At 69.4% G+C, this 21,837-nt stretch carries 19 protein-coding genes; 8 read left to right on the top strand and 11 right to left on the bottom strand.

Annotation, left to right across the window (positions count from 1 at the left end; translation table 11 throughout):
• Nucleotides 1-36 precede the first annotated feature (36 nt).
• Nucleotides 37-873: a phosphoribosylaminoimidazolesuccinocarboxamide synthase gene (locus tag ABFX55_RS35200; RefSeq protein ID WP_346127096.1), complete on the bottom strand. Its 837-nt coding sequence runs from the start codon at nucleotides 871-873 to the stop codon at nucleotides 37-39.
• The gene (purD, locus tag ABFX55_RS35195; protein WP_346127094.1) at nucleotides 870-2,090 is read right to left on the bottom strand and encodes a phosphoribosylamine--glycine ligase; all 1,221 of its coding nucleotides are present in this window, start codon (nucleotides 2,088-2,090) and stop codon (nucleotides 870-872) included. Before purD ends, ABFX55_RS35200 begins: the two co-directional genes overlap by 4 nt.
• 410 nt (nucleotides 2,091-2,500) lie before the next feature.
• On the opposite strand from purD, the gene corA reads away from it, so the two are divergent.
• Both corA and ABFX55_RS35185 read left to right on the top strand, forming a co-directional pair.
• Nucleotides 2,501-3,562, top strand: coding sequence for a magnesium/cobalt transporter CorA (gene corA / locus ABFX55_RS35190; protein WP_346127092.1), 1,062 nt, complete (start codon nucleotides 2,501-2,503; stop codon nucleotides 3,560-3,562).
• Nucleotides 3,563-3,869: 307 nt separating this feature from the next.
• Entirely contained in the window at nucleotides 3,870-4,313 is a 444-nt protein-coding gene (locus ABFX55_RS35185; protein WP_346127090.1) for a PepSY domain-containing protein, read from the top strand.
• A 12-nt stretch (nucleotides 4,314-4,325) separates the two neighbouring features.
• Here ABFX55_RS35185 and ABFX55_RS35180 read toward each other — a convergent pair whose 3' ends face one another.
• The 3 genes from ABFX55_RS35180 to ABFX55_RS35170 form a co-directional block, all read right to left on the bottom strand.
• Nucleotides 4,326-5,231 (bottom strand): glycerophosphodiester phosphodiesterase family protein, encoded by a 906-nt coding sequence (locus tag ABFX55_RS35180; protein ID WP_346127089.1) that lies wholly within the window; start codon nucleotides 5,229-5,231, stop codon nucleotides 4,326-4,328.
• Between the two features lie 137 nt (nucleotides 5,232-5,368).
• Nucleotides 5,369-6,652 carry an adenylosuccinate synthase gene (locus ABFX55_RS35175; protein ID WP_346127087.1) on the bottom strand — a complete coding sequence of 428 codons (1,284 nt, stop codon included), beginning with the start codon at nucleotides 6,650-6,652 and terminating at the stop codon, nucleotides 5,369-5,371.
• A gap of 97 nt (nucleotides 6,653-6,749) precedes the next feature.
• Nucleotides 6,750-7,160, bottom strand: a complete 411-nt coding sequence (locus ABFX55_RS35170) for a DUF3151 domain-containing protein (RefSeq protein ID WP_346127085.1) — start codon at nucleotides 7,158-7,160, stop codon at nucleotides 6,750-6,752.
• A 132-nt stretch (nucleotides 7,161-7,292) separates the two neighbouring features.
• On the opposite strand from ABFX55_RS35170, the gene ABFX55_RS35165 reads away from it, so the two are divergent.
• Complete coding sequence (locus ABFX55_RS35165) at nucleotides 7,293-7,802, top strand: hypothetical protein (RefSeq protein WP_346127083.1); 510 nt, start codon at nucleotides 7,293-7,295, stop codon at nucleotides 7,800-7,802.
• Between the two features lie 105 nt (nucleotides 7,803-7,907).
• Nucleotides 7,908-8,753 carry a DUF4097 family beta strand repeat-containing protein gene (locus ABFX55_RS35160; RefSeq protein WP_346127081.1) on the top strand — a complete coding sequence of 282 codons (846 nt, stop codon included), beginning with the start codon at nucleotides 7,908-7,910 and terminating at the stop codon, nucleotides 8,751-8,753.
• 70 nt (nucleotides 8,754-8,823) lie between these two features.
• Here ABFX55_RS35160 and fbaA read toward each other — a convergent pair whose 3' ends face one another.
• Nucleotides 8,824-9,837, bottom strand: a complete 1,014-nt coding sequence (gene fbaA / locus ABFX55_RS35155) for a class II fructose-bisphosphate aldolase (RefSeq protein ID WP_346127079.1) — start codon at nucleotides 9,835-9,837, stop codon at nucleotides 8,824-8,826.
• Nucleotides 9,838-9,974: 137 nt separating this feature from the next.
• Between fbaA and ABFX55_RS35150 the strand changes: the two genes are divergently transcribed.
• Nucleotides 9,975-10,670 carry a DedA family protein gene (locus ABFX55_RS35150; protein WP_346127078.1) on the top strand — a complete coding sequence of 232 codons (696 nt, stop codon included), beginning with the start codon at nucleotides 9,975-9,977 and terminating at the stop codon, nucleotides 10,668-10,670.
• Nucleotides 10,671-10,700: 30 nt separating this feature from the next.
• Complete coding sequence (locus tag ABFX55_RS35145; RefSeq protein WP_346127076.1) at nucleotides 10,701-11,135, top strand: hypothetical protein; 435 nt, start codon at nucleotides 10,701-10,703, stop codon at nucleotides 11,133-11,135.
• Here ABFX55_RS35145 and ABFX55_RS35140 read toward each other — a convergent pair.
• Together ABFX55_RS35140 and ABFX55_RS35135 are read right to left on the bottom strand one after the other, a co-directional pair.
• On the bottom strand, nucleotides 11,104-11,643 hold the full coding sequence (locus ABFX55_RS35140) for a phosphoribosyltransferase family protein (protein WP_346127074.1): 540 nt from the start codon (nucleotides 11,641-11,643) through the stop codon (nucleotides 11,104-11,106). The genes ABFX55_RS35145 and ABFX55_RS35140 overlap by 32 nt on opposite strands.
• Entirely contained in the window at nucleotides 11,640-12,296 is a 657-nt protein-coding gene (locus ABFX55_RS35135; RefSeq protein ID WP_346127072.1) for a hypothetical protein, read from the bottom strand. The genes ABFX55_RS35140 and ABFX55_RS35135 overlap by 4 nt, the downstream gene beginning before the upstream one ends.
• 87 nt (nucleotides 12,297-12,383) lie before the next feature.
• On the opposite strand from ABFX55_RS35135, the gene ABFX55_RS35130 reads away from it, so the two are divergent.
• Together ABFX55_RS35130 and ABFX55_RS35125 are read left to right on the top strand one after the other, a co-directional pair.
• Complete coding sequence (locus tag ABFX55_RS35130) at nucleotides 12,384-14,771, top strand: sigma-70 family RNA polymerase sigma factor (protein ID WP_428834778.1); 2,388 nt, start codon at nucleotides 12,384-12,386, stop codon at nucleotides 14,769-14,771.
• Nucleotides 14,772-14,944: 173 nt separating this feature from the next.
• A complete protein-coding gene (locus ABFX55_RS35125; protein WP_346131355.1) occupies nucleotides 14,945-16,273 on the top strand; it encodes an NYN domain-containing protein in 1,329 nt (442 codons plus the stop codon).
• Nucleotides 16,274-16,356: 83 nt separating this feature from the next.
• On the opposite strand, the gene ABFX55_RS35120 is transcribed toward ABFX55_RS35125, so the two are convergent.
• The 3 genes from ABFX55_RS35120 to ABFX55_RS35110 all read right to left on the bottom strand — a co-directional run bounded on the left by ABFX55_RS35120 (nucleotide 16,357) and on the right by ABFX55_RS35110 (nucleotide 21,719).
• Nucleotides 16,357-16,794 (bottom strand): hypothetical protein, encoded by a 438-nt coding sequence (locus tag ABFX55_RS35120; protein ID WP_346127068.1) that lies wholly within the window; start codon nucleotides 16,792-16,794, stop codon nucleotides 16,357-16,359.
• Between the two features lie 123 nt (nucleotides 16,795-16,917).
• Nucleotides 16,918-17,550, bottom strand: a complete 633-nt coding sequence (locus ABFX55_RS35115; protein WP_346127066.1) for a response regulator — start codon at nucleotides 17,548-17,550, stop codon at nucleotides 16,918-16,920.
• 2 nt (nucleotides 17,551-17,552) lie between these two features.
• Nucleotides 17,553-21,719: a HAMP domain-containing protein gene (locus ABFX55_RS35110; protein ID WP_346127064.1), complete on the bottom strand. Its 4,167-nt coding sequence runs from the start codon at nucleotides 21,717-21,719 to the stop codon at nucleotides 17,553-17,555.
• Nucleotides 21,720-21,837 lie beyond the last annotated feature (118 nt).

Below are 21,837 nucleotides of genomic sequence, written 5' to 3'. Positions count from 1 at the left end.
GCTGTGAACGGCTGAGCCGGCCGATTCGCCCCGTGACTACCCGGTAAAGGAGTGTCCTGTGAGGCGCTCGTATGCCTCGACGTAGCGCTGCCTGGTGCGCTCGACCACCTCGTCGGGAAGGCGAGGAGGAGCCTCTCCGGATGATTTGTCCCATCCGGATTCCGGCGAAGTAAGCCAGTCGCGGACATATTGCTTGTCGAATGAGGGTTGCGCGTGCCCCGGCTCCCATTGATCGAGTGGCCAGAAACGGGAGGAGTCGGGGGTGAGGGCCTCGTCTCCGAGGGTCAGAACTCCGTTGGAATCCCAACCGAGCTCGATCTTGGTGTCGGCGAGGATGATGCCGCGCTCGTGGGCGATCTCGGCGCCTCGCGTGTAGACGGCGAGGGTGATCCTGCGCAGTTCCTCGGCCGTCTCCTGGCCCACCTCGGCGACCACCTGGTCGAAGGAGATCGGCTCGTCGTGCTCGCCGATGGGGGCCTTCGTGGAGGGGGTGAAGACGGGCTCGGGCAGGCGCGAGCCGTCCTGCAGGCCCTGCGGCAGCCGTACGCCGGAGACGGCGCCGTCGCGGCGGTAGTCGGCCAAACCCGAGCCCGCGAGGTACCCGCGCGCCACGCACTCCACCGGCACCATCGTCAGCGGCTTGCACACCATGCTGCGCGCGTCGGGCGCGGCGCCCGCCAGGTGGTGGGGGACGATGTCGCTGAGCTGGTCGAACCACCACAGCGAGAGCTGCGTGAGGATCGCGCCCTTGTCGGGGATCTCCGGTTCGAGCACGTGGTCGAAGGCCGAGATGCGGTCGGAGGCGACCATCAGCAGGAGGCCCTCGTCGGTCTCGTAGAGGTCGCGAACCTTGCCGGAGTGCACGTGCTTCATCGGGCGATGTCCGTCCTGTGGTGCGAGCCGCGCAGCTCGATCCTGTCCACGAGCTCGTAGGCGTGGGTCCTGGCGCTCTCCTGGTCGGGGCCGGAGCCGACGACCGCGAGCACGCGCCCGCCCGAGGAGACGATCCTGCCGTCGTCGAGGGAGGTGCCCGCGTGGAGCACGTAGGCGTGCTCCGTCGGCTCAAGCCCGGAGATCACGTCGCCCTTGACGGGGTCTGCGGGGTAGTTCTCCGCCGCGATCACCACCGCCACGGCGGAGCCCTCGCGGTAGGACAGCGGAGGCTGGTCGGCCAGCTCGCCCGTCGCGCACGCCAGCAGCAGCCCCGCCAGCGGCGTCTCGAGCCTGTCGAGCACCACCTGCGTCTCGGGGTCGCCGAACCTGGCGTTGAACTCGATGACCTTCGGCCCCTTCGACGTCAGCGCGAGACCGACGTACAGCACCCCGTTGTACGGCAGGCCGCGCCCGGCCAACTCGGCAACCGTCGGGTGCACGACCTCGCGCATCACCTGCTCCGACAGCTCCTTCGGCGCCCACGGGAGCGGCGTGTAGGCGCCCATGCCGCCGGTGTTGGGCCCCTCGTCGCCGTCGTAGGCGCGCTTGAAGTCCTGGGCGGGCTGCAGCGCCACGGCGGTCGACCCGTCGCACAGCGCGAACAGCGACACCTCGGGGCCGTCGAGGAACTCCTCGATCACCACCCGCTCGCACGCCTGGGCGTGGTCGAGCGCCTGGCCGAGGTCGTCGGTGACGACCACGCCCTTGCCCGCGGCCAGCCCGTCGTCCTTGACCACGTAGGGGGCGCCGAACTCCCCGAGCGCCGCCTCCGCCTCCTCGCGCGTGGAGCAGGTGCGCGACCTCGCCGTGGGAACGCCCGCGGCGTTCATGACGTCCTTGGCGAAGGCCTTGGAGCCCTCGATCATCGCCGCGCGCCCGCCAGGGCCGAAGCAGGGGATGCCCTTGGCGCGCACCGCGTCGGCCACCCCCGCCACGAGCGGCGCCTCGGGGCCGACGACGACCAGGTCGGCCCGCAGGCTCTCGGCCAGCTCGGCGACCCGCGCGGGGTCGGTGGGTGAGATGTCGTGGAGGGTCGCGATCTCCGCGATGCCGGCGTTGCCGGGCGCACAGTGGAGCTCGGAAACCTGGGGGTCGAGTTTGAGCGAGCGGCACAGGGCGTGTTCCCGCCCGCCGGATCCAATCACTAGAACGCGCACGCGCCCATTCTCCCAGTTCACTGGTTTGCGTTTTCACCCGCGTGCGGAGTGCGAGAAGCCGATGTGCGGGAAGGGGGTGGAAAGTTTGTGCAGTTCTACGTGATCGCCAGATCCACCGGCGAGTAGCCTGTGGGGGGTTCCTCGGCCTGTGATAAGTTGGGTCGGCTTTGCGGCGTCTCGTGTGATTGGAGGTGGTCCGGGATGAAACCTGGTGATCCCAGCAGTACGTGCTCGCGCACGATCATTGTGCGCACCCCCGACCACTCCAATTCGGCAGCCTGATCGTGCATCCACGCATCTCTAGATTGAGGTGATCTTTCGTCCTGCGTGGACCGTGCCAGGTCGGGCGGAAAGGGACTGCCATGCGCTCGTCCACGATCTTCCGTCGCATCAACCGTCACCCTGTTCCCGTGCACGCCGCACGCCAGCTGGCCTCACCCGTGCGTGAGAGCTGCGTGCCGCCCGTCGACTCCATCGTCGAGTACGGCGCCTACATCAACGGCAAGAAGATCTGCTCCGAAGGCATCGTCGAGTCACTCGAGCTGGTGCGCGCCCACAACGTCGCCCACGACGGCGCCAAGGCCTTCGTCTGGGTCGGGCTGCACGAGCCCGAGGCGCCCGAGGTCGAGTGGCTGGCCGAGGTGTTCGGCCTGCACCCGCTGTCGGTGGAGGACGCGGTCAAGGCCCATCAGCGGCCCAAGATCGAGCGTTACGGCGACTCCCTGTTCATGGTCCTGAAGACCGTCGCCTACCTCGACCACAACGAGCTGACCGCCACCAGTGAGATCATCGCCACCGGCGAGATCATGGTCTTCCTCGGCACCGACTTCGTGGTGACCGTACGGCACGGCAGGCACTGCCCGCTCACCGAGGTCCGCGAGAAGCTCGAGGACAAGCCCAAGCTGATGAACCGCGGGCCCACGGGCGTGCTGCACGCGATCTCCGACCACGTCGTCGACCGCTACCTGCAGGTCGCCGACCTCATGCAGCTCGAGCTCGAAGAGGTCGAGGCCACGGTCTTCGCCGACGTCAGCTCCCGCGACATCAATCGCATCTACCAGCTCAAGCGGGAGATGCTGGAGATGAAGCGCGCGGTCACGCCGCTGCAGCCGCCCATGGCCTCGCTCCCGCAGCGCCGCGTCATCCCGAGCGAGATGCGCGAGTACTTCCGCGACGTCGGCGACCACCTGGCCAGGGTGTGCGAGCAGGTCGAGTCGTCCAACGAACTGGCCAACTCGATCCTGCAGGCCGCGCTCGCCCGCTCCAACACCCTCGCCAACGAGGACATGCGGAAGATCTCCTCGTGGGTGGCGATCATCAGCGTGCCCACGATGATCGCCGGGATCTACGGGATGAACTTCGACTTCATGCCCGAGACCAAGCAGGTGTGGGGCTACCCCGTCGTGCTTGCCGTCATGATCACGGCCTGCACGTTCCTCTATCGCGGCTTTCGCCGTAATGGGTGGCTTTAGGTCTCATTTGACCGTATTGCCGGTCCACCGGGCGTGCCTTTACGACGTTCCGGGCAGCGTCCACGGTATGTATGGGGGAAGAGGGACCAAGACCATCATCGGCACGATTCTTGCCGGTTCGGCGCTGCTCGCGGCCTCGGCCTGCGCCAGCGACCCACAGTCCGGCACCTTCACCGCTCAACGGGATGACTCGAGGGCGGCGGCTGACAAGATCGCCAGCCTCGCGTCTCCGACGGGGATGCCCCCGGGCGACCCTACGGGTTACCCGACGGGTGATCCCTCGCCCGGTGACCCGAGCCCCGGCGACATGAGCCCCGGTGCCGGCGCGGCGGACCTGCAGAAGGTCGGCAAGGCGGCGACGGAGGCCGTCGAGGGCGGCACGCTCATCTCGATGGAGTCTGAGGACGACGGGCGCCTCTGGGAGGTCCATGTCGTCGGCAGCGACGGCGTCGAGCAGCAACTGGACGTGGACGCGAAGTCAGGCGACGTGGTCTCGGGCCCCACGGCGGAGGACGACGACGCGGGGGACAAGGCCAGGCTCATGGCTCTGGTCAAGGGCGCTGAGCTTACCTACGAGGACGCAGCGGAGAAGGTGGCCGGCTCGGTGCCCGAGGGAAAGATCACCGAGCTGAGCCTCGACAGGCACGAGGGCAAGGTGATCTGGGAGGCCGACGTGACGGGCAGCGACGGCTCCAAGCACGAGGTCAGGGTCGACGCCAAGGACGGCAAGGTCACCAAGATGACGAGCTGACCGCAGGACCGCTCAGACCCCGACGGGCTTGAGCGGTCCCACGGGAAGGGGGAGCGCCAGGTCGCGCTCCTCCCACAGCTCTCTCATCAGGTCGGGATAGTCGGTGACGACGCCCGCCACTCCGAGGTCGAGCATCCGCTCGGCCGTGGCGGCGTCGTTCACCGTCCACACGGCGACGGGCATGCCCGCCGCCGCTGCCTGTGCCATCAGCGCCTCGTCCACCATCACGTGTTCGGGCGAGAGCGTGGTGCCCCCCGCGGCCCGCGCCGCGGCGGGAATGTCGTCGCCCAGGTCGTCGTGCCAGTGCAACGTGTCGAGCTCGATCAGAGCGAAGCGCTGGGCGCCGGGGGCGAGCGAGGCGGCGTGAGCGATGATCCGCCAGTCGAAGCTGAGGATCGCCGCGTTGCCGAGCCTGCCGTGCCTGTCGAGCTCGGCCACCACGGCCTCGGTGAACTCCAGCGGATCGGGCGTCAGCTCCGGCCTGGTCGGATCCGACTTCAGCTCGACGTGCAGCCTGACCGAGTCGGCGTCGTAGGCGTTGACCAGGCCGAGCACCGCGCCGAGCGTCGGCATGCGGGTCTCGGGCATGGGCTTCTGCGTGAGCGCGAAGGGATCGTTGGGATGCCGCGGCAGCCGCACTCCGACGTCCAGCGTGCGCAGCTGGGCGAGGGTGAGGGCGTTGATGGGCTTGCCCACGTAGGGGAACATCGGATCCTGCGCCGCCGCGGGCCGCGTGTCGGCGCTCGTCACGGCCGAGACCGTGAGGTCGTGCGTGAGCACGAGACGCCGGTCGGCGGTGAGCGCGACGTCGAACTCCAGCGCATGGACGCCCATCTCCATGGCGTGGCTCAACCCGGGAAGGGTGTTCTCGGGCCAGAGCCCTCTCGCACCCCGATGACCGTGAATTTCGACATGCACATCGGGGACCTTACCGCTATGGCGCGGCGGTGACGCGCGTGCCACGCCGGGAGTCGTTTGTCCTGATCTTTCCGTTTAGCGGCGTGCAGTCGCGACGACGGCCGATGCCGCGCACCGGCCGTCGCAAGAGGCGCTTCTCAGACCAGGGAGTGCAGCTGGATGGTCTGGTCGCGGCCGGGGCCGACGCCGATCGCGGAGATGCGCGACTCGCTCATCTCCTCCAGCGCCCGCACGTACGCCTGGGCGTTGGTCGGCAGGTCCTCGAAGCTCCTGGCCTTGGAGATGTCGCCCTCCCAGCCGGGGAACTCCTCGTAGATCGGCTTCGCGTGGTGGAAGTCGGTCTGCGTCATCGGGATCTCGTCGTGCCGTACGCCGTCGACGTCGTAGGCGACGCACACGGGGATGCGCTCGAGGCCCGACAGCACGTCCAGCTTGGTCAGGAAGAAGTCCGTGACGCCATTGATCCTGGTGGCGTAGCGCGCGATGACCGCGTCGAACCAGCCGCAGCGGCGGTTGCGGCCGGTGGTCACGCCGTACTCGCCGCCGGTCGTGCGCAGCCAGTCGCCCATCTCGTCGGTCAGCTCCGTCGGGAACGGGCCCGAGCCGACGCGCGTCGTGTACGCCTTCAGGATGGCGATGACGCCGGTGAGGCGGTTGGGCGGGATGCCCGCGCCCGCGCACGCCCCTCCGCTGGTCGGCGAGGAGGAGGTGACGAACGGGTAGGTGCCGTGGTCGATGTCGAGCAGCGTGCCCTGACCGCCCTCGAGCAGCACGAACTTGTCGTCGTCCAGCGCCCTCTTCAGCACCAGCGAGGTGTCGGCGATGTGCGGCGTGAGCCGCTCGGCGTAGCCGAGGTACTCCTCGAGCACCTTCTGCCCGTCGATGCCGCGCCTGTTGTAGACCTTCGTCAGCACCTGGTTCTTCTCGCCGAGCACGGCCTCGATCTTCTGCGCGAGGATGCCGGGGTCGAGCAGGTCCTGGACCCTGATGCCCATGCGGTAGATCTTGTCGCCGTACGCGGGGCCGATGCCGCGCCCGGTCGTGCCGATCTTCGCCTTGCCGAGGTAGCGCTCGGTCACCTTGTCGAGCGCCTTGTGGTGGGGCATGATCAGGTGCGCGTTCGCCGAGATCAGCAGCCGTTCGGCGGAGATGCCCCGCTCGGCCAGCGCGTCGAGCTCCGACAGCAGCACACCTGGGTCGATCACCACGCCGTTGCCGATCACCGGGACCACGTCAGGCGACAGGATGCCCGTGGGCACCAGATGCAGGGCGTACTTCTGGTCGCCGATCACGATGGTGTGACCCGCGTTGTTACCGCCCTGGTAGCGAACGACGTAGTCGACGGCGCCGCCGAGCAGGTCGGTCGCCTTCCCCTTGCCCTCATCGCCCCACTGGGCACCCAAGACAACGACAGCCGGCATGGTTATCTCTCCCGAGCAAAACGAAAACCCCTGGCGCAAGCGCGACAGGGGCTCTTGCGTGGAGAGACTACCCGAGTATGCCCTTTCGTCCCAAGAGCTAGCCCTTGGCCAGCGCGTCGTACGCCTCGGTGCTGCTGTCCTTGAGGAACTGCAGGCACCGCTCGGCCTCGTCCTTCTCGCCGATCGACTGGGCGGCCCTGGACAGCGAGTAGAGGCAGCGCAGGAAGCCGCGGTTGGGTTCGTGCTCCCACGGGATCGGCCCGTGCCCCTTCCATCCGCTCCTTCTCAGCTGGTCGAGGCCACGGTGGTAGCCGGTGCGGGCGAAGGCGTAGGAGGTGACCGCGTGGCCCTTGGCGAAGTATTCCTCCGCGAGGGTGGCCCAGGCCGCCGGGTAGGCGGGGAAGCGCGCTGCCACATCGGACGCCTTAGCGCCGGACTCCAGCGCCTCTCGGGCCTCGGGCAGGTCCGGCAGGTGGGTCGGGGGCGGCCCGGCGAGAAGGTTATCCATAGGACAAGTCATACCCGTCCAGCGGCGGAAGTGGCTAGGAGATCTTCGTCGCAGTCCTTTTGAACCGCTCATGGCACCCGCATGGCGTCATGGCCACTTGTAGTGGCTCCATTCTGGAGTCATAGTGGTGCCATGAACCTGTCGCCGTACATCGACGGCCTCCGACGCGAACTCGCCCTCGCCGCTGAGGCCGGCGGCGAGGAGACCCGCGCCCTCGCCGAGCGGCTGTCCGCCACGATCGAGTCCGCAGCCAGGCTGGCCCTGCTGGAGGCGCTCTCCGCCGCGGCGGACGAGATCACCCGCGAACTCGCTCCCGGCTCTGTCGATGTGCGGCTGCGCGGGCGCGATCCCCGGTTCGTCGTGACGCTGCCCACGCCCCAGGCGGAGGTCGCCTCGGAGTCGGCGGCACCCGCCCCGGCCTCCTCGGCCGAAGCCGAGGAGGGGGCCGTGGTCAGGGTGGCGCTACGGGTGCCCGAGCAGCTCAAGCCGCGTATCGACGAGGCGGCCGGCCGAGAGGGGATCTCGGTCAACTCCTGGCTGGTGCGCGCGGTGTCGTCCGTGCTCGACGGCGCGGGCGAGGGGCGTCCGAGCCGCCGCGAGCGCACGCCGGCAGGCCAGCGCTACACCGGCTGGGTGCGCTGATGCGCCGCCATCGGGTCGCCGCGCCCGTCCTGCGCGGGCCGCACCCATCGCTCGACCTTCGCCCCGGCGGCGCGAACGCCGCCGGGCCCACCAGGAGGGGACGCCATGCCTGCCTTCGACACCCCTGAACCGATCTCCGCGGTCATCGAGATCTGGGCCGGCACGGTCAGGATCAGGGCCGGTGACCGCACCGACACCGTCGTGGAGGTACGGCCACGCGACGCCTCCGACGACGCCGACATCCGCGCGGCCGAGCAGACCAAGGTCGAGTACGCCGGGGGCAGACTGCTGGTGAAGTCGCCAAGGAGCAGGTCCCACCTGCTGCTCGGGTGGGGCGGCTCGATCGAGGTGACGCTCGATCTGCCGACGGGCTCCAAGGTCGACGCCGACGCCGCCGCGGACTTCCGTTGCCAGGGCCGGCTGGGCGCGTGCTCCCTCACCACCGCCTCAGGCGACATCATGCTCGACGAGACCGGCAAGCTGCGGCTGTCCACCGCCGACGGCGACATCTCCGTGCGCAGGGCGGTCGGCCACCTCGACGTGACCACCTCCAACGGCGAGATCGACATCCGCGAGATCGACGGCACGGCCGTGCTCAAGACCTCCAACGGCAACATCAGGCTCGGCCAGATCACCGGCGACCTGCGGTTGCGCACGGCCTACGGCGACATCACGGTCGGCAGGGCGCTGGAGAGCGCGGCGGCCAAGACCGCGTACGGCAGTGTCAGCATCGGCGAGGTGGTGCGCGGCGCGGTCGTCCTCGACTCGGGCGGAGGCGACCTCGAGGTCGGCGTCAGGCAGGGCACCGCCGCCTGGCTGGACCTCGACTCGCACTACGGCTCCATCGACGTCCCGCTGACCGCGGCCCACGACGGCCCGCGCCAGGCCGAGGAGACGGTCGAGGTGCGCGCCCGCACCCGCTACGGAGACATCCTGGTCCGCCGCTCCTGACACCGGCCACACGTCAGAGGGCGGCACGGGAGAGCCCTGCTCCCCGTGCCGCCCTCTGAGGTCCTGGAGGTCAGCCGAGCTTGGTGCCCGCCGACTTCAGGTCCTGGCAGGCCTGGACGATGCGGGCCGCCATCGCCGTCTCCGCCGACTTGCCGTACGAGCGGGGGTCGTAGACCTTCTTGTTCCCGACGTCCCCGTCGACCTTCAGCACCCCGTCGTAGTTGCGGAACATGTGGTCCGCGATCGGCCTGGTGAAGGCGTACTGCGTGTCGGTGTCGATGTTCATCTTCACCACGCCGTAGGAGATCGCCTCGTGGATCTCCTCGAGGAGGGAGCCCGAGCCGCCGTGGAAGACCAGGTCGAACGGCTTGTCCTTGCCGTACTTCGCGCCCACGGCGTCCTGGATGTCCTTGAGCACCGCGGGACGCAGCTTCACGTGACCCGGCTTGTAGACGCCGTGCACGTTGCCGAACGTGGCGGCCAGCATGTACCTGCCCTGCTCGCCGACGCCCACGGCCTCGGCGGTGGCCAGCGCGTCCTCGGGCGTCGTGTAGAGCTTCTCGTTGATCTCGCCGACGACGCCGTCCTCCTCGCCGCCGACGACGCCGATCTCCATCTCCATGATGATGTTGGCGCGGTGGCACTTCTCGAGCAGCTCTCGCGCGATCGAGAGGTTCTCGTCCAGCGGTACGGCCGAGCCGTCCCACATGTGGGAGTTGAAGATGGGGTCGCCGCCGCGCTCGAGGGAGAGTTCGATCAGCGGCCGCATGAAGCCGTCGAGCTTGTCCTTCGGACAGTGGTCGGTGTGCAGGGCCACGTTCACCGGATAGTTCCTGGCCACCACCCTCGCGTACTCGGCAAGGGCCACGGAGCCGGCCACCATGTTCTTCACCGTGGTGCCGGAGAGGAAGTCGGCGCCGCCGGTGGAGATCTGGACGATCCCGTCGCTCTCAGCCTCGGCGAATCCGCGCAGGGCGGCGTTCAACGTCTGCGAGGAGGTCACGTTGATCGCCGGGTAGGCGAAGCCGCCCGCTTTCGCCCTGTCGAGCATCTCGGCGTAGACCTCTGGAGTCGCGATAGGCATGGCTCATCTCCCTGGGGTATGTACGGCTTTCGCGGAGCCCAGTATTCCGGCTCACTACCCGCCGTGGTAGTGACAACGCGCCCTTGATGCAGGCGACGGCACGTACCGGCACCCTGCCGTCCCGGTAGGCTCTCCGCGTGGAATCGCTCTTGGACCTCGTGGACCCGCAGTGGTGGCTCACCATGCTCGGCGCCTTCGCCACGATCGGCGTGCTCGCCATCATCTTCGCGGAGACGGGTCTGCTGATCGGTTTCTTCCTGCCGGGTGACTCGCTGCTCGTGGCCGCGGGCATCTTCAGCTCCGCCGCGGCGGCCAAGGGCATCGGCATCGACCCGCTGTCCTTTCCCGTGCTGGTCATCGGCACCCCGCTGTGCGCCGTCGCCGGTGCGCAGCTGGGGCATCTGATCGGCGCGAAGGTGGGCCGCAAGCTCTTCGACAAGCCCGATTCGCGGTTGTTCAAGCGCGAGCACGTCGACAAGGCCGAGTACTACTTCGAGAAGTTCGGCCCCGCCAAGGCCGTGGTGATCGCGCGCTTCGTGCCGATCGTCCGCACGTTCATGAACCCGGTCGCGGGCGTGCTGGAGATGCCCGCGCGCACGTTCTTCCTGTGGAACGTGATCGGCGGCGTGCTCTGGGTCGAGAGCATGCTGTTCATCGGGCACTTCCTGGGCAACCAGGTCGACCCCGACAAGATCGACAAGTACATCCTGCCCGGCGTCTTCCTCATCGTGCTGATCTCGGTCATCCCGATCATCGTCGAGGTCGTCAAGAGCCGCAGGAACGGCGGCCACCAGGTTCCCGTGCCGCAGGGCAAGCACCACCGCGTCCCGTAGACCTCCAGGAGCGTTGGCTACCCTCCGACTATGGGGCGCCATCGGTCCGACCCGATGGGGGCGGCCCGCCTGGTGCTGATCGGGCTGGGGGCCGCCCTCCTGCTGGTGCTCGTCTTCGTCGGAGGTCGCGCGCTGCTCGGCACCCTCTCGACGGAGACCCCGGCCCCCACGGCGTCCGCGACCCCGAGCGCGGCGCCCACGGAGAGGACGGCGACGCTCAGGATCGCGTGTGTGGCGGAGATCTGCCCCGTGGTGCTGGTGCGGGTGCCAGGCGGGGACGTGCTCAACGACCGTGACCTGACCAGGGGCGAGGAGATCGTCTACTACGAGCCCGAGCTCGACGTCGCCGTCGGCGACACGAGCACGGTCGAGATCACGGTGAACGGCACGCCCAGGCCCAGGGGCAGGCCCGGCCAGCAGGAGGCCTTCACCGTCAGCCGGACAACCCCAGGTCCGACAGGGTGAAGGCGCTGCGGTACTCGACGCCCTCCTCGGCCATTCTCGGCGCCGCCCCTCGCTCGACGATCGTGGCGACGGCGACCACCTCGGCACCCGCCTCGCGGGCGGCGGCGACGGCGGTCAGCGGCGAGCCGCCGGTGGTGGAGGTGTCCTCGACGACGAGCACCCTGCGGCCCTTGATGTCGGGGCCCTCGATCCTGCGCTGCATGCCGTGCGCCTTCTGCGCCTTGCGCACCACGAAGGCGTCGAGGGTACGGCCCCGCGCCGCTGCCGCGTGCATCATGGCCCCTGCCACCGGGTCGGCGCCCAGCGTGAGCCCGCCGACCGCGTCGTAGTCGAGGTCGGAGGTCAGGTCGAGCATGACCCTGCCGACGATCGGCGCCGCCACTCCGTCGAGGGTGATGCGCCGCAGGTCGAGGTAGAAGTCGGCCTCGAGGCCCGAGGAGAGCACGACTCTGCCGTGCACGACGGCCTTCTTCTGGATCTCGGCCAGCAGGTTCTCGCGGTCAGTCATGTCCACAAGCTTAGAGTCGCCAGTGCGTCGCGGTAGCGGTCGGGGAGCGCGACGACCTCGACGACGCCCGCGTCGCGCAGCCGCCTGGTCCTCGGCCTGGTCGTCAGCGCTGCCGCCCGGCCGTGGCCCAGCCGTACGAGGGTGTCCCCCAGCGGGAAGACCTCCCGCAGCAGGGCCGCCACGTGCAGCAGCGCGGCGACGCGCTCCCACGTGTCGGCGACGGTCACGGTGACCACGACGAGGCAGTGCCGGCGAGCGGTGCCCTCACGGTAGATCTCGGCCAGCCTGGTGCGCAGGTAGGCCACGCTGACCAGGCCGGTGAGCGGGTCCTCGCAGCGCAGTTCGCCGATCGGCGCGAAGCCCGCCTCGGCCCAGCCCGTGGCGAACGAGCGCAGCGCCGCCAGCGGCGGGTTCGCGCTGCCGAAGAGGCGGAAGAGCGCGGCCAGGTCGGTCATGCCCTCGGCGATGCCCACGCCCGCTCGGGCGCGGGCGTCGCCGAGGGCCATGCAGGCGCGGGTCAGGCCGTGGCCCCTGTTCACGGCCTTGATCGCCTGCTCGACGGCGGGTGTCCACCAGTCGTCGGGCATCGCCCAGCCGGTGGCCAGGCTCCCTTCGCGCCACAGCGCGCACAGGTCCTGGGTGTCGTCGTCCATGTGCTGCGCGGCGCCGGCAAGGGAGCGCCACTCCTCCTCTCGGATACAAAGACTGGCTTTGGGGTTAGTCATGACGCGGAATGAGGAATGATTCGAGCGGCAACTCCAGGTAATCGTGAGGTCACTATGAGTGTCGAATTGCCGCAAAGTGATGCGCATCTCCTCGAATCAGCGCGAAGAGGCAATGCCGCTGCGTTCGGAGAGCTCTGGGAGCGTCACGTCGGTGCCGCCCGCTCGCTCGCCCGCCAGCTGGTCAGGGGTGAGGAGGTGGTGGAGGACGTGGTCGCCGAGTCCTTCACCAAGATCATTGAGCTGGTCGGGCGCGGTGGTGGCCCCGAGGCGGCCTTCAGGCCGTACCTGCTGACCGTGGTGCGCCGCACGATCTACGACAGGGGCAGGGTCGAGAGCCGCCAGGTGACCACGGGGGAGATCGAGGTGTTCGACCCCGGTGTGCCGTTCGTCGACCCCGCGCTGACCGGGCTGGAGAAGTCGCTGATCGCCAAGGCGTTCCTCTCCCTGCCCGAGCGATGGCGCCTGGTGCTGTGGCACACCGAGGTCGAGAACGCCAAGCCCGCCGACGTCGCGCCCATGCTGGGCCTGTCGCCCAACGGGGTGGCGGCGCTGGCCTACCGGGCCCGCGAGGGGTTGCGCCAGGCCTATCTGCAGATGCACCTGGCCGGAGCGCCCCTCCAGGAGTGCAGGCCGGTGCTCGGCAGGATGGGCGCGTACGTGCGGGGCGGGCTCGCCAGGCGCGAGAGCAAGAACGTCGACGATCACATCGACGCCTGCGCCGAGTGCCGCTCGGTCTTCCTCGAGCTGGCCGACGTCAACCAGGGCCTGCGCGTCATCGTCGGCCCGCTGTTCGTCGGGCCCGCCTTCGCCGCCTACGTCGCGGGCCTGGCCAAGGCGGGCGGCGCGACGGGCGGCGGCATCCTCTACGCGCTCGGCTGGATCAGGCGGGCGCCGAGGAGCCAGCAGGCCGCGGCGGCGGGAGGCGCCGCCGCCGCGATCGCCGCGGCGGTGGTGGTCATGCTGGTCTCCGACCAGAAGCCGCTGCCACCTCCCCAGGCGCTGCCCACGATCGTGGCGCAGCCGCCTCCCGCCCAGCCCGAGACGCGACCCGCGTCGCCCAGAGCGAAACCCGAGCCGCGGCCGACGCCGCCGACCGAGCGGCCACCTCCCGGCCAGGTCGGCAAGCCGGGCAAGGCCCGGCTGAGCGCCACCATCCATCCCCTTGGCGCGCTGGTGAAGGCGCAGCCCGGCATGGTGGCGGTACGGCTGCGCAACAGCGGCAGGGCGGCCAGCGAGGAGCTCGTCGCGACGGTCGACCTGCCGCAGGGCGTCTCGCTGATCCCCGCGCAGACGAAGGGCGGCTCCGTGGGCCTGACCGAGCCCGTGGGCACGGTCGACGGCTGGTCCTGCAGGCCGGAGGGCGACGGCGCCAGGTGCGTCAGAGGGCCGCTCGCCGCGGGCGGGGCGACGGCCGTCTTCCTGCGCGTGGTCGTGGCCGCGCACGCGCCGGAGGGAGCCGGTCCCGCCGTACGGATCTCCTCGGGCGGGGTCAGCGTCAGGGCCAGCGCGAGCGCGGGCGTGAAGGCGGAGGGCGCGCCCGCCCGCTTCGCCACCGACGGGAAGGTGGTCGTCAAGGCGGTCGGCAACACGCTGCTCACCTGCCCAGGCGACCGCAACGGCTGCGAGGAGGCGGGCGCGCTGAGGGACGGCGGCAGGCGCGACAACGACCTGTGGCCCATGCGGCCGCTCGATACCGACAAGGTCCTGGCCACGAAGTCCTCCAGCGGCGCCCGCCTGGAGCTGCCGAGCGGCGGGCGGGTCGTGTGGGCGGGGCTCTACTGGTCGGCGACAGCCAAGGTGACGGGGCCGATCAAGTTCAGGGCCCCGGGCGTCAGGCGCTACCGCACGATCGTGCCCGACAGGGTCATGCGAAGGGAGCTTCCCGCAGGCCCCGGCTACCAGGCCTTCGCCGACGTCACCCAGTACGTCAGCGACAGCAGGGGCAAGGGGCTGTGGTGGGCAGCCGACGCGCCGATGAAGGAGGGGATCTCCGAGCACGCGGGCTGGAGCCTGGTGGTGATCGCGACCGACCCCCGCAGGCCCTACAGCCAGGCGGTCATCCTCGACACGGCCACGGTCGTCGGCGGCGACGATCCGCGCATCGAGCTGCCGCTGGGCGGGCTGATCCCGGCCGCGAGCCCCGCCGACATCGAGCTGGTCACCTGGGAGGGCGACGCCGACCTCCGAGGCGACAGGGTCTCGGCCGGCACCCCCCTCGGAGGCGACCGCGACCCGGGCAACGTCTTCGACAGTTCGTCCAACGGGGCCACAGGATTGACATTCGGGGTCGACGTCGACTCGTTCACCGCCACACTGGGGGAGGAACCAACGCTGAGAATCTCCACGAAGACAGATGTCGTGCTGTTCGGTGTGGCTGCCGTGAGCGTCCGCGCCAGGTCGTGACCCCGAACAGGACAAACTGGTACGGTCTGCGGGAATCCGCCGGCGTATCGCCGTTTCGCCGGGATTCACCCTCGAACGATCAGATGCTTCATTACCCTGAGAGAGGGCCGCCGAGTCCGGCTCTGGCGGTGCGGAGCCGGTAGGGGTCGGGCCACGAGAAAGGGGCGGTGTCAGTGGATCGCTGCGCGCTGTTCGTCGACGCTGGCTATCTGCTGGCCGATGGCGCGATGGCTGTACATGGGACCCGCCATCGAGAAGCCGTCTCCTGGGACTACCCGGGGCTGCTGCAACTGATGACCAACCTGTCGCGCGAGCGCACGGGCCTGCCGTTGCTGCGCTGCTACTGGTACGAGGCCACCGTCGAGGGCAGGCGCACGCCCGAGCACGACGTGCTCGCCGACATCCCCGGGCTCAAGCTGCGCCTGTCGCGCATCAGGCCGGGCCGCCGCGAGGGCGTCGACGCCCAGGTGCACCGCGACCTGATGACGCTGGCGCGCAACAGCGCCATCTGCGACGCGGTCGTGGTCAGCGGCGACGAGGACCTCGCCCAGGTCGTCTGCGACGCGCAGGACCTCGGCATCCGCGTCACCGTGGTGCACATCGCCGCCGACGGCGGCTGGGCGGTGTCGCGATCGCTGCGACAGGAGTCCGACGACCTCATCGAGATCGGCGGCGGGCACCTGCGGCCCTACGTCAACCTGGTCACCGGCTCCACCGACGCCTCCAACGGCGCTCAGCCGGTCAGCAACGGCCAGGCCACCCACGCGCTGCCGCCGAGCCCGCAGCCCTCGCTCCAGCAGTCCTCTCCTCCCGTCGTCCAGCCGGGCAGCCACTCCGCCGCCCACCTGGCCAACGCGCCCACGCAGGGCCAGCCGCTCCCACCCTCACAGGGCCAGCCGCTCCCGCCCTCGCAGGGCCAGCCCCTTCCTCCCTCGCAGGGCCAGCCTCTCTCGCCCTCGCAGGGCCAGCAGCTTTCGCCCTCGCAGGGCCGCGGGCAGAGCTCTCCGCCGCCCGCGCTGCCGGCCTACCCGAGCTACCAGGCCGACCCGCCGTCCGCTCCGCAGCAACAGCAGCCCGCGCCCCAGCCCCAGCCGCAGCAGCCTCCGCAGGTCACGCACAGCCCGACAGGGCCGATGCAGACCACCGGGCAGTTCCCCTCCCCTTCCAGCGGCGGCACCTACCAGCCTGCCCCGCTCGGCGCCTACACCGGGCCGCAGCCCGCCCCCGTCGTCGCCCCCGCCACCGCGGGAGCCGCCACGACCCTGGCCGACGCGGTGAAGGCCGCGCACAAGGAGGGGCACGACTTCGGCGAGTCCGTCGCGAGGGACGCGCCCGCGCTGTGGCTGGAGGCGGTGCTGGCCCGCAAGCCCCGCATGCCGTCCGACCTGGAGGCGCGGCTGCTGCAGGGCTCGTCGCTGCCCATCGACTTCCTCCTGCACGACGAGGTACGGCACGCGCTACGCCGCGGCTTCTGGGACGCCCTCGAACGCGCCCGCCGCTGAACGCGAACCGCAGCATGGGGGACAGCATGCGAAACCCCTGGTGGTGACGGTGCTGGTTGTGGTGATCAGCCGTCTACCCTGGTTCAGGGAGGGTCTCCCACCTTTTCCCCCTTGCAGGTGGTCTCGGCGATCTTTCCGCCCGCATCGAGGCATCTCATGCAGGGGGTCCCGTCTTTCTCGATCGCTGGGCCACAGAAAACCTGCCCCTTGGGCGCTCCGGGCTTCTTCGGCTCTTCGGGCTTCTTGGGCTCCTCCTTGGGCTTGTCGCCTGTGTCATCTCGCTTCTTCGGCTCGCAGTACCTCTTCTTGTATTCGCCTTTCTTCGTCTTGCACCACAAGCACCTCTTCTTCTTGCCCTTCGCCCATTTACATGGCTTGCCTTCGACGGCGGCGCACGTGGTGAGCACGGAGGCGGCGGGCGCGCTGAAGGCGCGAACCTCGACAGGCTGGACCTGCGCGGAGGCCGAAGGCACCAGGGTCGCGGCTACCAGCACTCCGGCAGCGAATGTCTCCTTGAGCATGGAGAGACCCCTTTCGATGGTCTCTCCCCATCGTGGTCCTGCCCCAGTGATGCGGGCGTGACAGCATCGTGACAGCGAAGGCGGGCAGGCCAGAGGGGTCGGCCTACCCGCGCGCCATAGGTGTCAGCTCAGGGCGTCGAAGCCGGCGCGGAGGTGGTCGAGCCGGTCGGCCAGGTCGGTTAGCGGCGAGGTCAGCCCCGGGTCGGAGGACTTGCGGGCCAGTTCGCGCACCCTCTCGAGCTCGTCCTCCACCGCCGTCAACCTGCGCGACAGCTCCGGCAGCACCGCGGGCTGGGCCGCGCTGTTGCCGGGCGGCAGCTCGCCCGCCAGCCGTTCGCGCAGCAGCGACGCCTGCTCGGTGAGCCGCTTGTTCATGTTGTAGAGCTCGACGAACACCGACACCTTCGCCCTGAGCACCCACGGGTCGAAGGGCTTGGTGAGGTAGTCGACGGCGCCCGCCGCGTAGCCGCGGAAGGCGTAGTCGGGGGCGCTGTCGACGACGGTCAGGAAGATGATGGGGATGTTGCGGGTGCGTTCGCGCCGCTTGATGTGCGCGGCGGTCTCGAACCCGTCCATGCCCGGCATCCGGACGTCGAGCAGGATCAGCGCGAACTCGGTGCCGAGGAGCGCCTTCAGTGCCTCCTCTCCCGATCTGGCCCTGACGGGGGTCAGGTCGAGAGAGCTGAGGATGGCCTCAAGGGCGATCAGGTTCTCCTCCCGGTCGTCGACCAGGAGGATCTTGGCTCGGTCTGCCATGGTCACGCCTCTTCCGCGGTGTCGGACGCCCGCCCGCGGCTGAGCCAGCCACGCAGGCGTTCGAGCAGCTGGTCGACGTCGACCGGCTTGGGCACATAGTCGGAGGCGCCGGAGGCGATGCTCTTCTCCCTGTCTCCGCGCATCACCTTGGCGGTCAGCGCGATGATCGGTAGATCGGCGAACTGCGGCATGCGCCTGATGGCCGACGTCGTGGCCCAACCGTCCATCTCGGGCATCATGATGTCCATGAGCACGAGGGCCACGTCCTCGTTGCGTTCGAGCTGTTCGATGCCCTCACGGCCGTTCTCGGCGTAGACGACGGTGGCGCCGTGCCGCTCCAGCACGCTGGTCAGAGCGAACACGTTGCGGATGTCGTCGTCGACGATGAGGATCTTGGCGCCGTCGAGGGGGTCGTCGCCCTGCCACTGCTGCGCGTTGCTCTGCTGGACCATCTCGGGCAGCGGCAGGTCGAGCGGGAGCGGCGGCTCGGGCACGAGCACCGCGTTCTGCTCCTCGACCTGCATCGTCAGCACCTGCCTGCGGGCTGCGCCGCCGTCGCGGGCGACCAGCGGGCCCGCGTAGTTGGTCGGGAGGTAGAGGGTGAACGTGCTGCCCGCGCCGAGCTCGCTGTCGACGTGGATCTCGCCGCCGAGCAGCCTCGCGATCTCGCGGCAGATCGACAGGCCGAGCCCCGTGCCGCCGTACTTGCGGCTGGTGGTGCCGTCGGCCTGGCGGAACGCCTCGAAGATGATCTCCAGCTTGTCGGGCGCGATGCCGATGCCGGTGTCGACGACCTGGAAGGCGAGCAGGTCGGTGCTGTCGCGCAGGGTGTCGTCGTCGTAGTCGACCTCGTGAGGAGCGGGCACGACGCGCAGCCGTACCTCGCCCTTGGGGGTGAACTTGACCGCGTTGGACAGCAGGTTGCGCAGCACCTGCTGCAGGCGTTGCTCGTCGGTGCGCAGCTCCTGCGGCACCCGTGGATCGACCTCGACGATGAAGGCCAGGCCCTTGTCCTGGGCGAGCGGGGCGAAGGCCGCCTCGACGTAGTCGACCAGCTTGGGCAGCGACAGCTGGGCGGGATGGATGTCCATGCGCCCCGCCTCGACCTTCGACAGGTCGAGCATGTCGTTGATGAGCTGCAGCAACGCCGAGCCCGCGCCGTGGATGGTGCGGGCGAACTCGACCTGCTGGGAGGTCAGGTTGCCCTCGGCGTTCTCGGTCAGCAGCTTGGCCAGCACGAGGAGGCTGTTGAGCGGGGTGCGCAGCTCGTGCGACATGTTCGCGAGGAACTCGGACTTGTAGCGCGAGGAGACGGCCAGCTGCTCGGCGCGCTCCTCCAGGGTGCGGCGGGCCTGCTCGATCTGGAAGTTCTGGATCTCGATGGCGCGGTTCTGCTTGGCGAGCAGCCCGGCCTTCTCCTCCAGCTCGGAGTTGGAACGGCGCAGCTCCTCCTGCTGGCGCTGCAGCTCGTCGGAGCGCTCCTGCAGCTCGCGGGTCAGGCGCTGCGACTCCTTCAGCAGGTCTTCGGTGCGGGAGTTGGCGATGATGGTGTTCATCGTGACGCCGATGGTCTCGACCAACTGCGTGAGGAAGTCGAGGTGCACCTCGCCGAAGGCGGTGAAGGAGGCCAGCTCCAGCACGCCGAGGACCCTGCTCTCGAACAGGATCGGCAGCACCACGATCTGAGCGGGCGTGGACTGGCTGAGCCCGCTGTCGATGGTGATGAAGGCGGCAGGCACGTCGTCGAGGACGATCGACCTGCCCTCCATGGCCGCCTGGCCGACGATGCCCTCGCCGGTGGCGAAGCGCTGGCGTGGCGCGCGGTCGGGCCGTACGCCGTAGCCGCCGATGAGGACCAGGTCGTGCTCCTCCCCGCTGGTGTCGACGCCGTAGAAGGCGCCGTAGCGGGCGGAGACGAGCGGGGTGAGCTCGCTCATGATCAGCTTGGCGACCTCCATGAGGTCGCGGTGGCCCTGCATCAGGCGGGAGATGCGGGCCAGGTTGGACTTCAGCCAGTCTTGCTCCTGGTTGGCCTGCGTGGTCTCGCGCAGGTTGGCCACCATGAAGTTGACGTTGTCCTTGAGCTCGGCCAGCTCGCCCTGCGCCTCGACGGCGATGGAGCGGGTGAGGTCGCCCTGGGCGACCGCGCTGGTCACCGTGGCGATGGCGCGCACCTGGGTGGTCAGGTTGCCGGCCAGCTCGTTGACGGACTCCGTCAGGCGCTTCCAGGTGCCCTCGACGCCCTCGACCCTGGCCTGGCCGCCGAGACGGCCCTCGGAGCCGACCTCTCGGGCGACTCGGGTGACCTCGGAGGCGAAGGAGGACAGCTGGTCGACCATCTTGTTGATGGTGGTCTTCAGGGCCAGGATCTCGCCCTGGGCGTCGACGTCGATCTTGCGGGTCAGGTCGCCGTTGGCGACGGCCGTGGTGACCTCGGCGATGTTGCGCACCTGGTAGGTCAGGTTGTTGGCCATGAAGTTGACGTTGTCGGTGAGGTCCTTCCACACACCGGACACGCCCTGCACCCGCGCCTGGCCGCCCAGCTGACCCTCGGTGCCGACCTCTCGGGCGACTCGGGTGACCTCGTCGGCGAAGGACGACAGCTGGTCGACCATCGTGTTGAGGGTGTCCTTGAGCTGGAGGATCTCGCCCTGGGCGTCGACGGTGATCTTCTTGGTCAGGTTGCCCTGGGCGACGGCGGTGGAGACGGCGGCGATCTGGCGGACCTGGTTGGTGAGGTTGTTGGCCATGAAGTTGACGTTGTCGGTGAGGTCCTTCCAGACCCCCGACACGCCGCGCACCTGCGCCTGGCCGCCCAGCTGGCCTTCCGTGCCGACCTCTCGGGCGACTCGGGTCACCTCGGAGGCGAAGGAGGAGAGCTGGTCGACCATCGTGTTCATGGTCGACTTGAGCTCGAGGATCTCGCCCTGGGCGTCGACGTCGATCTTGCGGGTCAGGTCGCCGTTGGCGACGGCCGTGGTGACCTGGGCGATGTTGCGCACCTGGTAGGTCAGGTTGTTGGCCATCGAGTTGACGTTGTCGGTGAGGTCCTTCCACACACCGGACACGCCCCGCACCTCGGCGCGGCCGCCCAGCTTGCCCTCGGTGCCGACCTCGCGGGCGACTCGGGTGACCTCGTCGGCGAAGGACGACAGCTGGTCGACCATCGTGTTGAGGGTGTCCTTGAGCTGGAGGATCTCGCCCTGGGCGTCGACGGTGATCTTCTTGGTCAGGTTGCCCTGGGCGACGGCGGTGGAGACGGCGGCGATCTGGCGGACCTGGTTGGTGAGGTTGTTGGCCATGAAGTTGACGTTGTCGGTGAGGTCCTTCCAGACCCCCGACACGCCGCTGACCTGCGCCTGGCCGCCCAGCTGGCCCTCGGTGCCGACCTCTCGGGCGACCCGGGTCACCTCTTCGGCGAAGGCGGAGAGCTGGTCGACCATCGTGTTCACGGTGTTCTTCAGCTCGAACATCTCGCCGACCGCGTCGACGGTCACCTTACGGCTCAGGTCGCCCTTCGCCACGGCGGTGGTCACCTCGGCGATGTCGCGCACCTGCGCGGACACACGGGACGACATGGTGTTGACGGCCTCGGTCAGGTCGCGCCAGCTGCCTGACATGCCCCTGACGCTCGCGCTGCCCCCCAGACGGCCCTCGGTGCCGGCTTCGCGGGCCACCCTGGTCACCTCGGTGTTGAACAGCGACAGCTGCTCCACCATGCCGTTGATGGCCTTGCCGAGCCTTCTGACCTCGCCTCTGGCCGAGCGGTCGAGGTCGATCCTGCGGGTCAGGTCGCCCTTGGCGACCGCGTCGATCACGTCGGCCGCTCCCGTCACGGGACTGACCAGCGCGTCGATGAGCGCGTTGACGGACTCGACGCTCTCGGCCCACGAACCCACGCCGGGCCCCGGGGTGAGGCGCTCACCGAAGCGCCCTTCTTTCACGACTTCCTTGCGCACCCGCGTCAGCTCGTTGCTGAGGTGCTCCCTGCGGTCGGCCACCTCGTTGAGCAGCAGCCGGATCTCACTCATGATGCCCGGGGGCGCGTGCGGAACCCGGCGGCGGAAGTCGCCGTCGCGCCACGCGAAGAGTGTCTCTAGGACGGGAATCAGATCTGACTCTGTATACGTCCTTTCCTCCGCAGTCGGCGCGGTCTTGGCCGTCGTCATGGGGTCTCCTCCACTCCCGGGGTGCCGCCGTGAGTGATGCAAGTCTGTCACGATGAGTAGCTCGTAGTCCTGTCCTTGGATTTACCCCAAGTCAGTGGGAAGTGTGGTAGGCACGGAA

This window comes from Nonomuraea roseola, assembly GCF_039535395.1.
GTDB lineage: Bacteria > Actinomycetota > Actinomycetes > Streptosporangiales > Streptosporangiaceae > Nonomuraea > Nonomuraea roseola.
This window is presented reverse-complemented; position numbering and strand designations above follow the sequence as displayed.